This window comes from Bradyrhizobium paxllaeri (assembly GCF_001693515.2).
Taxonomy (GTDB): Bacteria; Pseudomonadota; Alphaproteobacteria; order Rhizobiales; family Xanthobacteraceae; genus Bradyrhizobium; species Bradyrhizobium paxllaeri.
In genome coordinates this window covers 6,927,783-6,942,767 of the sequence record NZ_CP042968.1, presented here as the reverse complement: position 1 = coordinate 6,942,767, position 14,985 = coordinate 6,927,783, and the positions used below count along the sequence as shown (strand labels likewise).

Annotated in this window: 19 protein-coding genes; 12 read left to right on the top strand and 7 right to left on the bottom strand. The window is 62.8% G+C overall.

Annotated elements, in window-relative coordinates:
• Positions 1–6: 6 nt before the first annotated feature.
• Positions 7–366 (top strand): hypothetical protein, encoded by a 360-nt coding sequence (locus tag LMTR21_RS33210; protein WP_065753526.1) that lies wholly within the window; start codon positions 7–9, stop codon positions 364–366.
• On the opposite strand, the gene LMTR21_RS33205 is transcribed toward LMTR21_RS33210, so the two are convergent.
• From LMTR21_RS33205 to LMTR21_RS33190, 4 genes are all read right to left on the bottom strand, one after another.
• Positions 363–848, bottom strand: coding sequence for a YbaK/EbsC family protein (locus tag LMTR21_RS33205; protein WP_065753525.1), 486 nt, complete (start codon positions 846–848; stop codon positions 363–365). The genes LMTR21_RS33210 and LMTR21_RS33205 overlap by 4 nt on opposite strands.
• Before the next feature lies 1 nt (position 849).
• Positions 850–1,596: a haloacid dehalogenase type II gene (locus LMTR21_RS33200; RefSeq protein ID WP_065753524.1), complete on the bottom strand. Its 747-nt coding sequence runs from the start codon at positions 1,594–1,596 to the stop codon at positions 850–852.
• Positions 1,593–2,096, bottom strand: a complete 504-nt coding sequence (locus LMTR21_RS41375) for a dienelactone hydrolase family protein (RefSeq protein WP_246174633.1) — start codon at positions 2,094–2,096, stop codon at positions 1,593–1,595. The genes LMTR21_RS33200 and LMTR21_RS41375 overlap by 4 nt, the downstream gene beginning before the upstream one ends.
• Positions 2,097–2,454: 358 nt before the next feature.
• Positions 2,455–3,339, bottom strand: coding sequence for an amidohydrolase family protein (locus LMTR21_RS33190; RefSeq protein WP_057838072.1), 885 nt, complete (start codon positions 3,337–3,339; stop codon positions 2,455–2,457).
• A 107-nt stretch (positions 3,340–3,446) separates the two neighbouring features.
• Here LMTR21_RS33190 and LMTR21_RS33185 point away from each other — a divergent pair, with 107 nt between their 5' ends.
• The 5 genes from LMTR21_RS33185 to LMTR21_RS33165 all read left to right on the top strand — a co-directional run bounded on the left by LMTR21_RS33185 (position 3,447) and on the right by LMTR21_RS33165 (position 5,878).
• The gene (locus LMTR21_RS33185; protein ID WP_065753523.1) at positions 3,447–3,923 is read left to right on the top strand and encodes a MaoC family dehydratase; all 477 of its coding nucleotides are present in this window, start codon (positions 3,447–3,449) and stop codon (positions 3,921–3,923) included.
• Positions 3,924–3,936: 13 nt separating this feature from the next.
• Entirely contained in the window at positions 3,937–4,386 is a 450-nt protein-coding gene (locus LMTR21_RS33180; protein WP_065753522.1) for a MaoC family dehydratase, read from the top strand.
• A 225-nt stretch (positions 4,387–4,611) separates the two neighbouring features.
• A complete protein-coding gene (ykgO, locus tag LMTR21_RS33175) occupies positions 4,612–4,737 on the top strand; it encodes a type B 50S ribosomal protein L36 (RefSeq protein ID WP_002718645.1) in 126 nt (41 codons plus the stop codon).
• A 159-nt stretch (positions 4,738–4,896) separates the two neighbouring features.
• The gene (locus LMTR21_RS33170; RefSeq protein WP_246175940.1) at positions 4,897–5,496 is read left to right on the top strand and encodes a tetratricopeptide repeat protein; all 600 of its coding nucleotides are present in this window, start codon (positions 4,897–4,899) and stop codon (positions 5,494–5,496) included.
• 100 nt (positions 5,497–5,596) lie between these two features.
• Entirely contained in the window at positions 5,597–5,878 is a 282-nt protein-coding gene (locus LMTR21_RS33165) for a hypothetical protein (RefSeq protein ID WP_065753520.1), read from the top strand.
• Positions 5,879–5,924: 46 nt separating this feature from the next.
• Here LMTR21_RS33165 and LMTR21_RS33160 read toward each other — a convergent pair whose 3' ends face one another.
• Positions 5,925–6,104 carry a hypothetical protein gene (locus tag LMTR21_RS33160; protein WP_065753519.1) on the bottom strand — a complete coding sequence of 60 codons (180 nt, stop codon included), beginning with the start codon at positions 6,102–6,104 and terminating at the stop codon, positions 5,925–5,927.
• Positions 6,105–6,359: 255 nt separating this feature from the next.
• Here LMTR21_RS33160 and LMTR21_RS33155 point away from each other — a divergent pair, with 255 nt between their 5' ends.
• Positions 6,360–7,322, top strand: a complete 963-nt coding sequence (locus LMTR21_RS33155) for an alpha/beta fold hydrolase (RefSeq protein ID WP_065753518.1) — start codon at positions 6,360–6,362, stop codon at positions 7,320–7,322.
• 297 nt (positions 7,323–7,619) lie between these two features.
• Positions 7,620–7,913, top strand: coding sequence for an antibiotic biosynthesis monooxygenase (locus LMTR21_RS33150; RefSeq protein WP_065753517.1), 294 nt, complete (start codon positions 7,620–7,622; stop codon positions 7,911–7,913).
• A 187-nt stretch (positions 7,914–8,100) separates the two neighbouring features.
• Here the strand turns inward: LMTR21_RS33150 and cycA are convergent, their stop codons facing one another.
• Positions 8,101–8,493 carry a cytochrome c-550 CycA gene (gene cycA / locus LMTR21_RS33145; RefSeq protein WP_065753516.1) on the bottom strand — a complete coding sequence of 131 codons (393 nt, stop codon included), beginning with the start codon at positions 8,491–8,493 and terminating at the stop codon, positions 8,101–8,103.
• A gap of 228 nt (positions 8,494–8,721) precedes the next feature.
• On the opposite strand from cycA, the gene LMTR21_RS33140 reads away from it, so the two are divergent.
• From LMTR21_RS33140 to glcF, 3 genes are all read left to right on the top strand, one after another.
• On the top strand, positions 8,722–10,215 hold the full coding sequence (locus tag LMTR21_RS33140) for an FAD-linked oxidase C-terminal domain-containing protein (protein WP_065753515.1): 1,494 nt from the start codon (positions 8,722–8,724) through the stop codon (positions 10,213–10,215).
• Between the two features lie 165 nt (positions 10,216–10,380).
• Positions 10,381–11,619, top strand: a complete 1,239-nt coding sequence (locus LMTR21_RS33135) for an FAD-binding protein (RefSeq protein WP_065753613.1) — start codon at positions 10,381–10,383, stop codon at positions 11,617–11,619.
• Positions 11,616–12,941, top strand: a complete 1,326-nt coding sequence (gene glcF / locus LMTR21_RS33130; protein WP_065753514.1) for a glycolate oxidase subunit GlcF — start codon at positions 11,616–11,618, stop codon at positions 12,939–12,941. Before LMTR21_RS33135 ends, glcF begins: the two co-directional genes overlap by 4 nt.
• Before the next feature lie 235 nt (positions 12,942–13,176).
• Here glcF and LMTR21_RS40430 read toward each other — a convergent pair whose 3' ends face one another.
• Positions 13,177–13,533 (bottom strand): hypothetical protein, encoded by a 357-nt coding sequence (locus LMTR21_RS40430; RefSeq protein ID WP_065753513.1) that lies wholly within the window; start codon positions 13,531–13,533, stop codon positions 13,177–13,179.
• Between the two features lie 422 nt (positions 13,534–13,955).
• On the opposite strand from LMTR21_RS40430, the gene LMTR21_RS33120 reads away from it, so the two are divergent.
• A complete protein-coding gene (locus LMTR21_RS33120; protein ID WP_065753512.1) occupies positions 13,956–14,972 on the top strand; it encodes a TorF family putative porin in 1,017 nt (338 codons plus the stop codon).
• Positions 14,973–14,985: the final 13 nt, after the last annotated feature.

The window sequence follows — 14,985 nt, the reverse complement described above, 5'->3', positions numbered from 1 at the left end:
CCGTGCATGCGAACGCAGCGGATCGTCCTCGGTCTTGCCATTGCGATCGGCGGCATCGCACCAGCATTCTCGCAGGAATATCGCGGAACCTGGGAACAGCAGATGGCCTGCACACCCGATGTGTGGCGGCTCTGCGGCGACCAGATCCCGGATGTCAACCGGATCGTGGCTTGCTTGCGGCAGAACACGCCGCAGCTCTCCAGCGGTTGCCGTGCGGTGTTCGAAACGAGCGCCGAGCAGCAGCAGGCCAATCGCGCGCCAGGGCAGCGCGGTTCGCGAGAGATGCCGCGCGGCCGCCCGCCGCAGTACATGCAGCCGCGAGAAGCGCCGCCACCGCCGAGGCCGTACTTCGAGGAGTACGATTAGGCCGACGCAGCCTCAACTGGCCTGATCTCGCAGACGTCGACCCATTCGGCCGCCGTCAGGCCCGCCATGCGCTCCGGCGTGATCTTCACCGCGCTGTGGGTCGAGCCCGCGGCCGGCACCACGATGTCGAACGCCTTCAGCGACACATCGCAATAGATCGGCAGCGGTGTCTTCAGTCCGAACGGGCAGACGCCGCCGACCTCATGCCCGGTGATCTCGGCGACCTCGTCGAGCCCCAGCATCTTCGGCTTTCCGCCGAACAGCGCCTTCACCTTCTTGTTGTCCATCCGCGACGTGCCTGCCGCCACGATCAGGATCACGCGCTCGCCGATCCGCAAGGACAGTGTCTTGGCGATCCGTGCCGGCTCGACGCCGTAGGCCTCGGCGGCCAGCGTGACGGTCGCCGAACTCACCTCTGATTCGATCACGGCAATATCGGGCGCCTTCTCGGCGAAGAAGGCGCGAACGGATTCAAGACTCATTTCAGGACCTTTGGGCAGACACCAGGGCAGGCAGTTCGGAGAGGCTGCGGATGCGATGGTTGGGCATCACGCCGAGCTCGTCCATCTGGGTGCGCAGGATCTTGAACATTGTCAATGGCGGCAGCGTCTCGCTTTCGAGGCAGGCCAGCGCCATCGCCTCCGGCGTCACCCGCTCGATCCAGGCGACATTGAGCCCGAACGCCTTGGCGCCGCAGACGTCCCAGGGATTGGAGGAGATGAACAGCACTTCGGCAGGCCTCACGTGCAGCACTTCCTCGATCAATGCGTAAGCCTCGGGTGAGGGCTTGAAGATCTTCTTCGCGTCGACGCTGATGGTCGCATCGAGCACGCGGTCGAGCCCGCTGTTGCGCACCAGCGCGCCCAGCATATCGGGGCTGCCGTTGGACAGGATCGCGAGCTTGCAATCCTTCATCGCCGACAGCGCCGCAAGCGCATCCGGATAGAGATCGAGATGCAGATACTTCTCGACAATGCGTGCGAACGTATCGTCGTCATATTCCAGCCCGAGGCTGCGCAGCGTGTAGGCCAGCGAGTCGCGGGTGGCGACCGAGAAATCCTGGTAGCGCCGCATCAGCGAGCGCAGCCAGGTGTATTCGAGCTGCTTGATGCGCCAGACCTGGGTGATGATCTCGCCATAGCCCGGAAACGCGTCCTCGGTGACGTCGGCCACCGACTGGACGTCGTAGAGCGTGCCATAGGCATCGAAGACAACGGCTTTGATGGTCACGGTTGTTTCTCTTTTCCGCCGATGGTCGCATACAGGAATTTCCGCAAGGCGTCGACGGATTGATCCCGGGCTGCCTCGTTGAACTCGAGGTGATGACCGAGCACCTTCACGGGCGTAGCGAAATTCGGTACGTCGAAGCCATGATAGGCGTCAGGATAGACGATGATCTCGATCGGAAACCCTTTGTTCTTCTCGCGCGAGATGCCCCAATCGTCGCGGCCTTCGGCGAGATTGCGGCACTCCGTGGCTGGCGTCCAGTCGTCGAGTTCGCCGATCAGGATCAGGCTCGGCACCGTCATCTCGCCCTTGATGCCGCGGCACGGTGGATAGAAGCCGACCGCGGCACGGAATTTTTCCTTGGCGCTACGTTCGATCTCGCCGCGCTCGACCGAAAGCAGCGCCAGCATGGCGCCTTGCGAAAATCCCACGACGGCAACGCGGTTCGGGTCGACTGATGATTGTCCGACGAGGAAATTCAGCGCGCGATAGGCGTCCAGCAAGGTTGCTGGCAGTGCAAGCGCTCGTGATGCCGCGCGCTCCGAACCGGTCGATGGTCAGCGTGACATAGCCCCAATCCGCCAGCCGCTTGCCCCAACGCGCGTCGATGCCCCGCCAGGCACCGCCGCAGCCATGCAGCAGCACGACCGCGGGCGAGGGGCCCGCGCCATCGGGCAATCGCAGGTAACCCTGCAGCGCCTGCGGGCCCGCCAGCGGACTTTCAAATTCGACGAGGCGTGGCGGCCGCTCGGCCGCCAGCACAGCGCTGGCGCTTCCGAACAGGAATGCGGCAAGGAGAGCGGCAATTCTGGCGAAGTTCATCAGGGGGCACCTCGCAAGCTTGCCGCCAATGATACTCCTTTAGATGCCCAAAATCTTCCGCGCGTTGGCCTTCATCACCTTCGGCCGGATTTCCTCGCGGATCTCGAGTTTTGCGAAATCCGCCAGCCAGCGGTCCGGCGTGATCACCGGCCAGTCCGAGCCGAACAGCATCTTGTCCTGCAAAATCGAGTTGATGTAGCGCACCAGGATCGGCGGGAAATATTTCGGCGACCAGCCGGAGAGATCGATATAGACGTTCGGCTTGTGGGTCGCGACCGACAGCGCCTCTTCCTGCCAGGGGAAGGAGGGATGTGCAAGAATGATCTTCAGATCGGGGAAATCCGCGGCGACGTCGTCCATGTACATCGGGTTGGAATATTTCAGCCGCATGCCCATGCCGCCGGGCATGCCCGAGCCGACGCCGGTCTGCCCCGTGTGAAACAGCGCGATTGCGCCGCCGTCATTAATCGCTTCATAAAGCGGATAGGCCATGCGGTCGTTGGCGTAGAAGCCCTGCATGGTCGGATGGAATTTGAAACCGCGGACGCCGTATTCCTCGATCAGCTTGCGCGCCTCGCGCACGCCGAGCTTGCCCTTGTGCGGATCGATCGAGACGAAGGGGATCAGGACGTCGAGATGGTCGGAGGCGACCTCGAGCATCTCGTAATTGTTGTAGCGGCGGAAACCGGTCTCGCGCTCGGCATCGACCGGGAAGATCACGGCCGCGATGTTCTTCGAGCGGTAATAGGCCGCGGTCTCCGGCACGGTCGGCGGATGCTTGTGCGGCGATTTGAAGTATTCGGCCATGCGCTCCTGGAAGTCGTCATAGCCGTCGTCACCATGCAGGCCGCACGGTTCTTCCGCATGGGTATGGATGTCGATTGCGACAACCTTCTCGATATCGGGCAGCTTGAGCTTGGGCATATGGGTTTCCCGCCGGCTTGATTTTTGGGTCTGGAAAATTGATTATACTATATAACGAATTCCGCAAGACGGCAGAAATAAAAGACGGAAAATAAGGGGAGTGCGGCATGGCCGAAGCGCAGACTTTCGAGACGGATTTCTGGAAAGACGCCAATCTGCGCAAGGTCTGGGACGACATCGTTCCCGGCGAGCCGCGCAAGACCATTCCCTACACGCTGACCAAGGAAGCGATCGAGCTGTACTGCAAATCGGTCGGCGAAGATCATCCGATCTATTTCGACGAGGCCTATGCCACGACCACCCGCTATGGCGGACTGATCGCGCCGCCCTCGATCCACATCCTCCTGATGTTTTCCTGCACGCCGGCAGACGACTGGATGCGCTCGCCCGGAACCGTCAATGCCGGCCAGTCCTGGAGCTACAACATTCCGGCGCGCCCCAACGACGTGATTACGCTGCAGGCTCGCGCGCTCGACAAGTTCATCAAGCGCGAACGGCTGTTCGTGGTCCACGACAACGTCTTCTTCAACCAGCGTGGCGAGGTAATCTGCTCCGGCCGCGGCTGGACGATTCGGCCGATGTGAGAGGGAGCGATCAATGACTGCCACGTTCGACAATCTCTCCGCCGGCGACGTCATCGACGGCCCGAAATTAGCGGTCTCGCGCGAATCCATCCGCCTGTTCTGCGATGCCTCGCTCGACTACAACCCGCTGCATCTCGACGACGACTACATGAAGGGCAGTTTCGGCAAGACCAATTTCGGCGGCATCATCATGCACGGCATGAACAATTTCGGCCTGATCTCGCGGATGCTGACTGACTGGGCCTATCCCGCGGGCGCTATCCACCGCCGGCTGGAGACGCGCTGGGTCAAGCCGGTCCGGCCCGGCGACACCATCCAGCCCTCTGGAATCATCAAGGCCAAGCAGACCTCCGAAAAATCCCGCTGGGTATTGATCGACGTGGTGGTGAAGAACCAGGCGGGCGAGAAAGTCGCGACCGGCGAGGCCCTGGTCGAGTTCCCGCGCGATCTGTTTTGCCAGTGATTCCGGAGAGTTCTCCCGGGTCCCTAGCTGTCCGCCGTTAGGTCCGGAACGGGACGGACGGACCCGAAAACGGGCCCATTCGGATTGACATCCGGTGCCGCCTTCCTTAGAAACCGCCCCATCCCGGGCGGCGGGCCGCTTTTCGGGATAAATCCCATTTTGCCACTTTCGGGTAGCTCAGGTTCGGGCCTCCAGCACGGCCTTTCAAAGCATCAGGATTGTCCCATGAAGGTCCGTAACTCCTTGAAATCGCTGCGCGGCCGTCACCGCAACAACCGTCTGGTCCGCCGCAAGGGCCGGGTGTACGTGATCAACAAGGTGCAGCGCCGCTTCAAGGCCCGCCAAGGCTAAGCCCCCCTAAAAGGGCTAAGCCGCCTAGATGTTCGTCCGCTTCACAGGTCTTTGACGAAAACGCTGCTTTGCGGCGCGATTTTACGCGTCTAGACTTGCCTCATGGTTTTGAGATTCCCGGACGCCCGCAACTGCCGGATCGTCATCCTCGCCGCTGTCATGGCGGCCGTGCCCGCGGCCGCTTTTGCCCAGAGCAACACCCAGGTCGTTCCCCCGCCGAAAGCCCAGAAGAAGTTGCCGGAAGCGCCGAGCAAGCTTCCCAAGGTCGGCGCCGATCGCACCCGCGGGCTGGATTTCCTGTTCGGCGCGCTGAAGGCCGCGCCCGATGAGGCGAGCGCCAAGCACGTCGAGGCGCGGATCTGGGCGCTGTGGATGCAGACCCCGAGCGACACGGCGGCGCTGCTGATGCTGCGCGCCAAGGCCGCCATGGATGCGCAGAAGATCGACGTCGCGCTGAAACTGCTCGATTCCGTCGTCAAGCTCCGTCCTGATTATACCGAGGCCTGGAACCGGCGCGCGACGCTGTACTACCTGAAGAACGATTACACCCGTTCGCTGGATGACATCCGGCAGGTGCTGATCCGCGAGCCCCGGCATTTCGGTGCGCTGGCAGGCCTCGGCATGATCATGCAGGAAATCGGCGACGACCGGCGCGCGCTGGAAGCATTCCGCAAGGCGCTGGCCGTCAATCCGCATCTGGAGAAGGTGCCGGAACTGGTCAAGACGCTGACCGAAAAGGTCGAAGGCCGCGATATCTGAACTCTCGCGGTTAACCCTGATTTCCGAGGATTTATTTCAGGCAGGAACGCAGCGCCCGCCAAAGCGCTTTTGCTGGCTGACTGCGTGACAGGAGCGAGCCATGAAATCATTGCTGCTGGCCGGCGCGATAATCGTCGCGGCCGAAACCTGCGCTTTGGCACAAGGCGGCTATTGGGTGGTTGGCGACCAAGCCACCGGCAAATGCGAGATTGTGACGAGCAATCCCGTGATCAACGCCCAGGTCGGCGGGAACATCTGGTTCGGAACCGGACCCTACCAGTCGCGCAGCGACGCCAAGCTGGCCCGTTCGACCATCCCCCAATGTCCGGCGGTGCAAGAACCGCCCGCGAGCACGCAGGACGACGAGAAAGAATCCGACTAGCCATTTCCGGGCCGTTTCGCGTCAGGAAACGCGGCGGCCCAAAGCTCTAGTGTACGGCGTTGCTGCCGCGGGCGAGACTATCGAGGCCGACTGCCGCGTAGATTTGCGCCAATTCCGTCTCAAGCTGCTCGTTGACCCGCAACAGCGCCTTGAGTGCGCCGCGGATGTCGCCATTGCAACTCGCTACGATCTGATCGATGGCGGCTTCGCTTGCGTCGGAAATCATGGGCATTCCTCCGATGTACGCTGGAACAATTTGTAGTGAGCGGCCCTGTTCCTGTGGATGTTGGGTAAGGCGCCCGGCTACCCCCAATCAGGCACGCGCACACATGGCGAAAGTGGCAACGTCACTGTACAAATCTGTCGATGACGTCAGTATGACCCCGCTATCCACAGGATCGTCCTCCTGTGCACAACCTTCGAAACCTGCGCCGGCCCGAGTCGTAGCTCGCAGGTGCAAAAGATCAGTCGGAAATATCAGATGGTGGTGGTGATTGCAGTGGCTGCGCTGGCGGTGCTGGCGCTGGTCACGCAAATCGGCGTCTTTCTCGCACAGCGAGCCCACCCGCCCCAGGGCAGGATGGTCGAGGTGGCGGGCGGAGCCCTCCATATCCTCGATATCGGTCCGCGCGATGCGGCCGGTCCGCCGGTCGTGATGCTGCATGGCGCGAGTTCCAACCTCGAAGTGATGCGGCAGCCGGTCGGGGAACTGTTGGCCAGGAAGCACCGCGTGATCCTGATCGACCGCCCCGGTCATGGCTGGAGCACCCGCGCCCGGCTCGAGGACTCCACGCCCGAAATTCAGGCCCGCATGATCGCCGAGGCGCTGGCCAAACTCGGCGTCGGGGAGGCGATCTTTGTGGTGCATTCCTGGGCCGGTGCGCTGGGGGCGCGGATCGCGCTGGATTACCCACAAACCGTCGCCGGCCTTCTGATGCTGGCCCCGGTGGCCTATCCGTGGCCCGGCGGCGTCGGGCGCTACAACAGGCTGATTGCCACGCCTGTGATCGGCCCGCTGTTCGCCTACACCATCACGCTGCCGCTCGGCCTCCTGCTGGCGGAGCCGGGCGCGCGGGGCGTGTTCCTGCCGCAAACCATGCCGGACGGTTTTGTCAAAAACACCGCCACGCCGCTGTTGCTGCGCCCGCGCGAATTCATCGCCAATGCGCGCGATCTGGTGACGCTGAAAGCGGCGGTGGCCGAGCAGGCGCCGCGCTACGGCGCGATCGAGGCGCCCGTCACCATCATCACCGGCGATGCCGACAAGACGGTGTCGACCGACCGGCATTCACGGCCGTTCGCGGCAACTGTGCCGAACGTGAAACTGACGGTGCTGCCGGGTGTCGGCCACATGATCCAGCAAGCGGTTCCCGATCTCGTCATTGCCGAGGTCGAGGCGATGATATCTGCGGCGGTGCCGAGCGCGACAGCGGCGGCCCATTGAGCCGTCCGGGAATCCGATTTTTGCGCCATCGAGGACGATGAGACCGTGCGTGCCTGACGGCTTCGGATGAGCTACGATTGGTGCGCGCGGGATTCCGCTGCTCGTCCCGCCGCGGATGAAGCTTTGGAGCATGATCCGGAAAAGTGGGTACCGGTTTTCCCTCGCGACAAACGCGGAACGCGTTTGCGCGGAGATCATGCTCCAATCAAAGAGATAGAGCGGGATGACGATTCGAAGAAAAGTCATCACGCTCTAGGAGTTGCGATATCGGGCAGCCGACCTTCGAGGGAGAGCCCCATGTACGCCGCCATTCGTCAGGGCAAGGCCAAGGCCGGCAAGGCCGAAGAACTGACACGCCGGATCAAGGAGGGTGCGATCCCCGTCATCAGCGGGGTCGAGGGCTTCATGGGCTATTACGTGGTCTATGCGCCTGATGACACGGTGATCGCGATCAGCCTGTTCAATAACTTTGCAGCCGCCGAAGAATCCAACAAGCGCGCGCTGGCATGGATCGAGCACGATCTTGCGCCGCTGTTGACGGGGCCGGCCACTGCCATGGCGGGGCCGGTGATCGTGCATACGCTGGCTTGATGGGGCGAGTGCGGCCGCAAGGGCATGGTACATCCGCTCGTCATGCCCGGCCTTGTGCTGGGCATCCACGTCTTTGCTTCAGCAAGCAAGAAAGACGTGGATGGCCGGGACAAGCCCGGCCATGACGGAAAGTAGACGCGTCTGCGGACGATGCCGTGCATCGCCGGGAGAACCGTGAGGCCCGGCCTTATTTGGTCTTGCCGTCCTTGTCGAACGAGGAGACATAGGCCCAGAGGTCGCCGGCCTCTTTCTCGTTCTTGATGCCGGCGAAGATCATCTTGGTGCCGGGGATCTTTGCCTTGGGGTCCTTGATGTACTCGAGGAATACATCCTTGTTCCAGGTAATGCCGGAATTCTTGTTGGCTTCCGAATAGGAATAGCCTTCGACAGTGCCGGACTTGCGGCCGTCGAGCCCGTTCAGCACCGGGCCGACCTTGTTCTTGGCGCCGTCGCCGATGGCGTGGCAGGCCAGGCATTTGTTGAACGAGGTCTTGCCGGCGGCAGCGTCCTGCGCCAGCGCGCCCGGCGCCGCGGCCAATGAGGTAACGACAACCAGCGCGCTCAAAGTCGATGTTTTCATGTGGTGCTCTTCGTTTCTTCCCAGGGGGAGGCGGATTCCTTGTGGCAGGCCCGCTTGGATTGGACAAGCCACGAAACCTTGACAGGTTTCACCATTGCCGACTTGTCCCAGAGAGAACTGATGTTTGACGCGCCGCAATGCAACCTTCGGATAACCTACCCAAACCTTGGTAGACGTGCTTGATTTGCCATCATAAATCGTTGGTTCGCGAGGGTTGGAGGGACACGCATGGCCATCATGATGCCGGCTGCAGATCAGGCGGTTCTTGGCCGTCGCGCCGAAATCGTGGCGGCGTTGCGCGCGATCGTGCCAGGCGAGGGCGTGATCGACAGCGCAGCCGAAATGCAGGTCTATGAGTCCGACGGCCTCACCGCCTATCGGCAACCCCCGATGGTCGTGGTGCTGCCCGACACCACCGAGCAGGTCTCGCAGGTCCTGAAATACTGCTTCGAGCACGGCATCAAGGTGGTGCCGCGCGGCTCCGGCACCTCGCTGTCCGGCGGCGCGCTGCCGCTGGTGGACGGCGTGCTGCTGGGGCTTGGCAAGTTCAAGCGCATCCGCGAGATCGATTTCGACAACCGCGTGGTGGTGACCGAGCCCGGGGTCACCAACCTTGCCATCAGCCAGGCGGTGGCGCATGCCGGCTTCTACTACGCGCCCGATCCGTCGTCGCAGATTGCCTGCTCGATCGGCGGCAATGTCGCCGAAAATTCCGGCGGCGTGCATTGCCTGAAATACGGCATGACCACCAACAACGTGCTCGGCTGCGAGATCGTGCTGATGTCCGGCGAGATTTTGCGGATCGGCGGCAAGGCCGCGGAGAATTCAGGCTACGATTTGATGGGCATCATCACCGGCTCGGAAGGGCTGCTCGGCGTCATCACCGAAATCACGGTGCGCATCCTGCAGAAGCCGGAGACGGCGCGGGCATTGATGGTCGGCTTCGCCGAGGTCGAGGCCGCCGGCGAATGCGTGGCTGCCATCATCGGCGCCGGCATCATTCCCGGCGGGATGGAGATGATGGACAAGCCTGCGATCCACGCTGCTGAGGCTTTTGTCCATGCCGGCTATCCGCTCGATGTCGAGGCGCTCCTCATCATCGAACTCGACGGTCCGAAAATCGAGGTCGACGAGCTGATCACCCGGGTCGAGGCGATCGCCAAGGGCTGCGGTTCCGTCACCTTGCAGATCTCGACGTCGGAGGCCGAACGCAACCTGTTCTGGGCCGGCCGCAAGGCGGCATTCCCCGCGGTCGGCCGGATATCGCCCGACTATCTCTGCATGGACGGCACCATCCCGCGCGGCGCGCTGCCGAAGGCGCTGGCGCGCATTCGCGACCTCTCGGAGAAATACCAGCTCGGCGTCGCCAACGTGTTTCACGCCGGCGACGGCAACCTGCATCCGCTGATCCTCTACGACGCCAACAAGCCCGGCGAGATCGAGCGCGCCGAAGCCTTCGGCGCAGACATCCTGCGCGCCTGCGTCGAATTCGGCGGCGTGCTCACCGGCGAACATGGCGTCGGTATCGAGAAGCGCGACCTGATGCCGGAAATGTTTAGCGAGATCGACCTCAACCAGCAGCAGCGCCTGAAATGCGCCTTCGACGCGCAGGGCCTGCTCAACCCCGGCAAGGTCTTTCCGACGCTGCACCGCTGCGCCGAACTTGGCCGCATGCATGTGCATGCCGGCAAGCTGGCATTTCCCGATATTCCGAGATTTTAGTGATGAAGCTGACCAAGTTTCCCGTCGTCGTACCCCGCGAAGGCGGGGCATCCAGTACGCTGTGCCATCAAGGCTTAACTCGGCGGCAGAGGTTACTGGATCGTCCGCTCCAGTGCGCAATTGCGCACAAGGCGGACGATGACAGCAGAGATCGGGTTTGAAAGCGTGGACACCCTGAAAGTACGTGACGCCAAGGACGTCGAAGAGGTGGTGCGCGCGGCGATCGCCAGCGAGCAGCCGCTGGAGATCATCGGCCACGGCACCAGGCGCGCCATCGGTCATCCGATGGCGACCAACGCCGTGCTCGACGTCTCCGCGCTCAATGCGGTCATCTCCTACGAGCCGAACGAGCTGATCATCATGGTGCAATCGGGCGCGCCGCTCGCCGATGTGCAGTCGCTGATCGATTCCAAGAACCAGCAATTCGCCTTCGAGCCGATGGACACGTCGTCCCTGCTTGGTGCATCGGGCAGTGGGACCGTCGGCGGCATGATCGGCGCGGGGCTGGCCGGTCCTCGCCGCATCCGGGCCGGCGGCGCACGCGATCACCTCCTCGGCGCCCATGCGGTGTCCGGCTTCGGCGACAGTTTCAAGACCGGGGGCAGGGTGGTGAAGAACGTCACCGGCTACGATCTCTGCAAACTCTTGACGGGATCGTGGGGCACGCTGGCGGTGATGACGGAAGTCACGCTCAAGGTGATGCCGAAGCCTGAGACTGAGCGCACGCTGGTGCTCTCAGGGCTCGACGATGTCGCCGCGAACCGGGCGATGACCGCGGCACTCGGCTCGCCCTACGACGTCTCGGGCGCGGCGCATCTGCCCTATCAGGCGTTCCGGCCCGCGACGGGGGCACTTGCGGGGATTGCGGCGCAGGGGCGGGCGGTGACCCTGTTGCGGCTCGAAGGCATCGCGGCCTCGGTCGCGGATCGCGCCGCGTCACTGGCGAAGACGCTGACGCCGTTCGGGGCCGTGGACACGCTGCAGGATGCTGCCTCGGCGACGGTCTGGAGCGCCCTCCGCGATGTTGAGCCGTTTGCAGCCGGAGGCTCGCTCGGCGCCTGGCCGGTGTGGCGGATCGTCTGTCCGCCGGCTTCCGGCGGCGCGCTCGGCCAGGCACTGGCCCGCGAGACCGGGGGCGACGTGATCTATGATTGGGGTGGCGGCCTGATCTGGACGGCGCTGCCGCCCAAGCCGGATGCGCAGGCCGCGTTGGTGCGAGCACGCGTCGAGGCGGCCGGCGGCCACGCAGCGTTGATCCGGGCGTCCGAACAGGTCAGGCAGAAAGTCGACGTCTTCCATCCGCTGGCCCCCGGCATCGCCGCCCTGAGCGAGCGCGTGCGCCACAGCTTCGATCCCAAGATCATCCTCAACCGCGGCCGGATGCTGCTGACATCAGCGACATGAAAACCGAATTCTCACTCGCCCAACTCGCCGACCCCGATATCGCCGTAGCCGACAAGATCCTGCGCGCCTGCGTGCATTGCGGCTTCTGCACCGCGACCTGTCCGACCTATGTGCTGCTCGGCGACGAGCTCGATAGCCCGCGCGGGCGCATCTACCTGATCAAGGAGATGCTGGAAAAGGACAAGCCGCCGACGGCGGAGGTGGTCAAGCATATCGACCGCTGCCTCTCCTGCCTTGCCTGCATGACCACCTGTCCCTCAGGTGTGCACTACATGCACCTGGTCGATCAGGCGCGGGTGCGGATCGAGAAGGATTATTCGCGGCCGCTGCCTGAGCGGGCCCTGCGCGCGGTGCTGGCGCTGGTGCTGCCGCGGCCCAACCTGTTTCGCGCCAGCATGATCATGGCGCGGCTCGTCCGGCCGTTCGCAGCCTTGTTGCCTGCGCCAAAGGCGGCGGCGACGCCCGGCCTGTTGCGGCGGATCAAGGCGATGCTGGCGCTCGCGCCGAAAAGCCTGCCGGCGCCGGGGCCCTCGGGCGGCAGCGTGTTTCCGGCCGAGGGCGAGAAGCGCGGGCGGGTCGCGCTGCTGCAGGGCTGCGCCCAGCAGGTGCTGGCGCCGCGCATCAACCAGGCCGCCATCAATCTCCTGACCCGCCATGGCATCGAGGTCGTCCTGGTCCGGGACGAGCAATGCTGCGGCGCGCTAACCCATCACCTCGGGCAGGACGGTGACGCGCTGGCGCGGGCCCGCGCCAACATCAATGTGTGGAAAAAGGAAGCGGAACAAGGCGGCCTCGACGCCATCCTGATCACCACATCGGGCTGCGGCACGGTCATCAAGGACTATGGTTTCATGCTGCGCGAGGATCGCGAATACGCTGCTCCCGCAGCGCAAATCTCCGCGCTGGCAAAGGATATCACCGAGTTTCTCAGTGGCATCGCGCTCGTGCCAACGACGCAAAAAGGCGACGTCACAATCGCCTATCACTCGGCGTGTTCGCTACAGCATGGACAGAAAATCACAGGCCTTCCGAAAGAATTGCTTTCCAAGAATGGATTCGTGGTGAAAGATGTGCCCGAGAGCCATTTGTGTTGCGGTTCGGCGGGGACCTACAACATTCTCCAGCCTGACATTGCAAGCAGGTTGCGCGATCGAAAGGTCGCCAACATTGCGACAGTCAAACCGGACATGATCGCTGCAGGCAATATTGGATGCATGGTTCAGATTGCCGGCGGTACGTCAGTTCCTGTGGTGCACACGATTGAGCTTCTCGATTGGGCGACGGGAGGTCCAAAGCCTGGATCGTTAACAGGATTGAATTGATCGATCAGCCTACGGGCATGATCTGGAAGAGCCTGTCCTGCACCGGGGGCGCCGGTTGGGTCCGGTTCTTCACCAGGACAGACGCGAAAATGTCTGCCCGGAGATCGTGTCCTGATAGTGGGATGGAGCGGGAGGACACTTCAGAAGAAGTGTCGCCCCGGTCTGGCCCAGGACTGTCCGAACAGGAGACTGTCCGAACAGGACTATTCGAAGCGCTCGACAGACATGGACAGCGTCAACAGGAGGACCAGATGGCGAAGAAGAGTAAGAAGGCCAAGAAAGCTAAAAAGGCCAAGAAGGCCGTAGTGGCGAAGAAGAAATCCGCGAAGAAGGCCGCGAAGAAATCGGCGAAGAAGGCTGCGAAGAAGACCGCAAAGAAATCGGCCAAGAAGGCTGCGAAGAAATCAAAGGCTGCGCCGAAGAAGGCCGCCAAGAAGAGCCCGGCGAAGAAAAAGAAGGCAGCTGCCAGGAAGCCCGCTGCTCCCAAGCCGGAGCCGATGCCGGCTCCCGAGCCGGAACCCGCGCCCGCTCCGGCGGCGAGCTGGGCTAGCCCGGAACCGTCCAATCCCTCTTGGGCCGCCGGCTCATCCAACGGCGGCGATCACAACTAGACGGCCGCCTGTCAGGGGCTTGAATTTTCGTAAGGCCGCAGCGTCAGCGCTGCGGCCTTTTTCGTGGACTCGGCGAGGCGCCACAGACCGTACTTTCACGGGGAGGTTGATTCGGAAGAAGGCGCTCTGCGGTGTGTCGCCGGGCGTCGCCTTTTCCCGTTCCAAACATCGCGCTGACAAGCGCGAGACCCACAAAATTGTTGTGAGAATGCAACACACGCGGACAACGTTTATCGAAACGGCCAGAATGCCTAAAAAGGCGGCTGCTGCTTGACTTTTTTGCTTCACGACAATGGCCCCCTCAGCCCACTGTGTGACTGCGTTAAGACATTTGGCCGCAGTCGCTTATCGTTTGCCCCGGGGGGCCGGAGCGGGACTGTCTAGAAGGTGGATGGGGATCGTCATGAAGAAACTGGCTTTGTTGGCAACGGCGCTGGCAATGGTATCGGGCTCGGCTCTTGCTGCGGATCTGCGGGTGAAGGCCGTGAAGGCGCCGCCGCCGCCGGCATTCGATCCCTGGGATTTCGCCTTCGGCGCAGGCATCACCAACGACTACATCTTCCGCGGCATCACCCAGTCCAACCATAAGCCGTCGGTCAACGCTTATTTCGAGCCGCGCTACAACGTCACCAAGGACTTCCAGCTCTATGTCGGCCTCGGCGCCGCGAGCATCTCGTTCCCGAACCGCGCCGCGGCTGAAGTCGACGCCTACGGCGGCGCCCGCCTGACGGTTGGCCAGTTTGCCTTCGACGTCGGCGCCTGGGGCTATCTGTATCCGGGCGGCACCTGCCACTACGGCTTCGGCGCGACCACCGATTTTGCCGGCGTCCCGCTCAGCAACGAGTGCCAAATCAACCAGCTGGTCAACGGCAACGTCATCAAGAAGGACCTCAGCTTCTTCGAGGTCTATGGCAAGGTGAACTACACCTTCAACGACAACTTCTCGATGGGCGGCAACGTCTATTATACGCCGAGCTTCCTCAACAGCGGCGCTGAAGGTACCTACGCCTCGATCGTCGGCAAGGCGATCGCGCCGAGCGCCTGGTTCGGCGCCAGCGGCATCGGCATGTATGTGTCGGGTGAGTTCGGCCGCCAGTGGCTGGGCACCTCGGACTCGTTCTATGGCACCGCGATCTTCCCGAACGGCATCAACTACGCCGACTACAACACCTGGAATATCGGCATCGGCTTCACCTACAAGGTATTCACGCTGGACTTCCGTTACTCCGACACCAACCTGTCGAAGGGTGATTGCAACGCTTTCACCAGCGACTTCTCGGCTCGCGGCAACGTCAACGGAACCACCCTTGGTACCTTCGTGACGCCGATCAATCCGTCGGGCGTCGGCTCGAACTGGTGCGGCGCGGCCGGCATCGTCAAGCTCTCGGCTGACCTGACCGCGATGACCAACCTGAAGTAAGATCTTCCTGTCG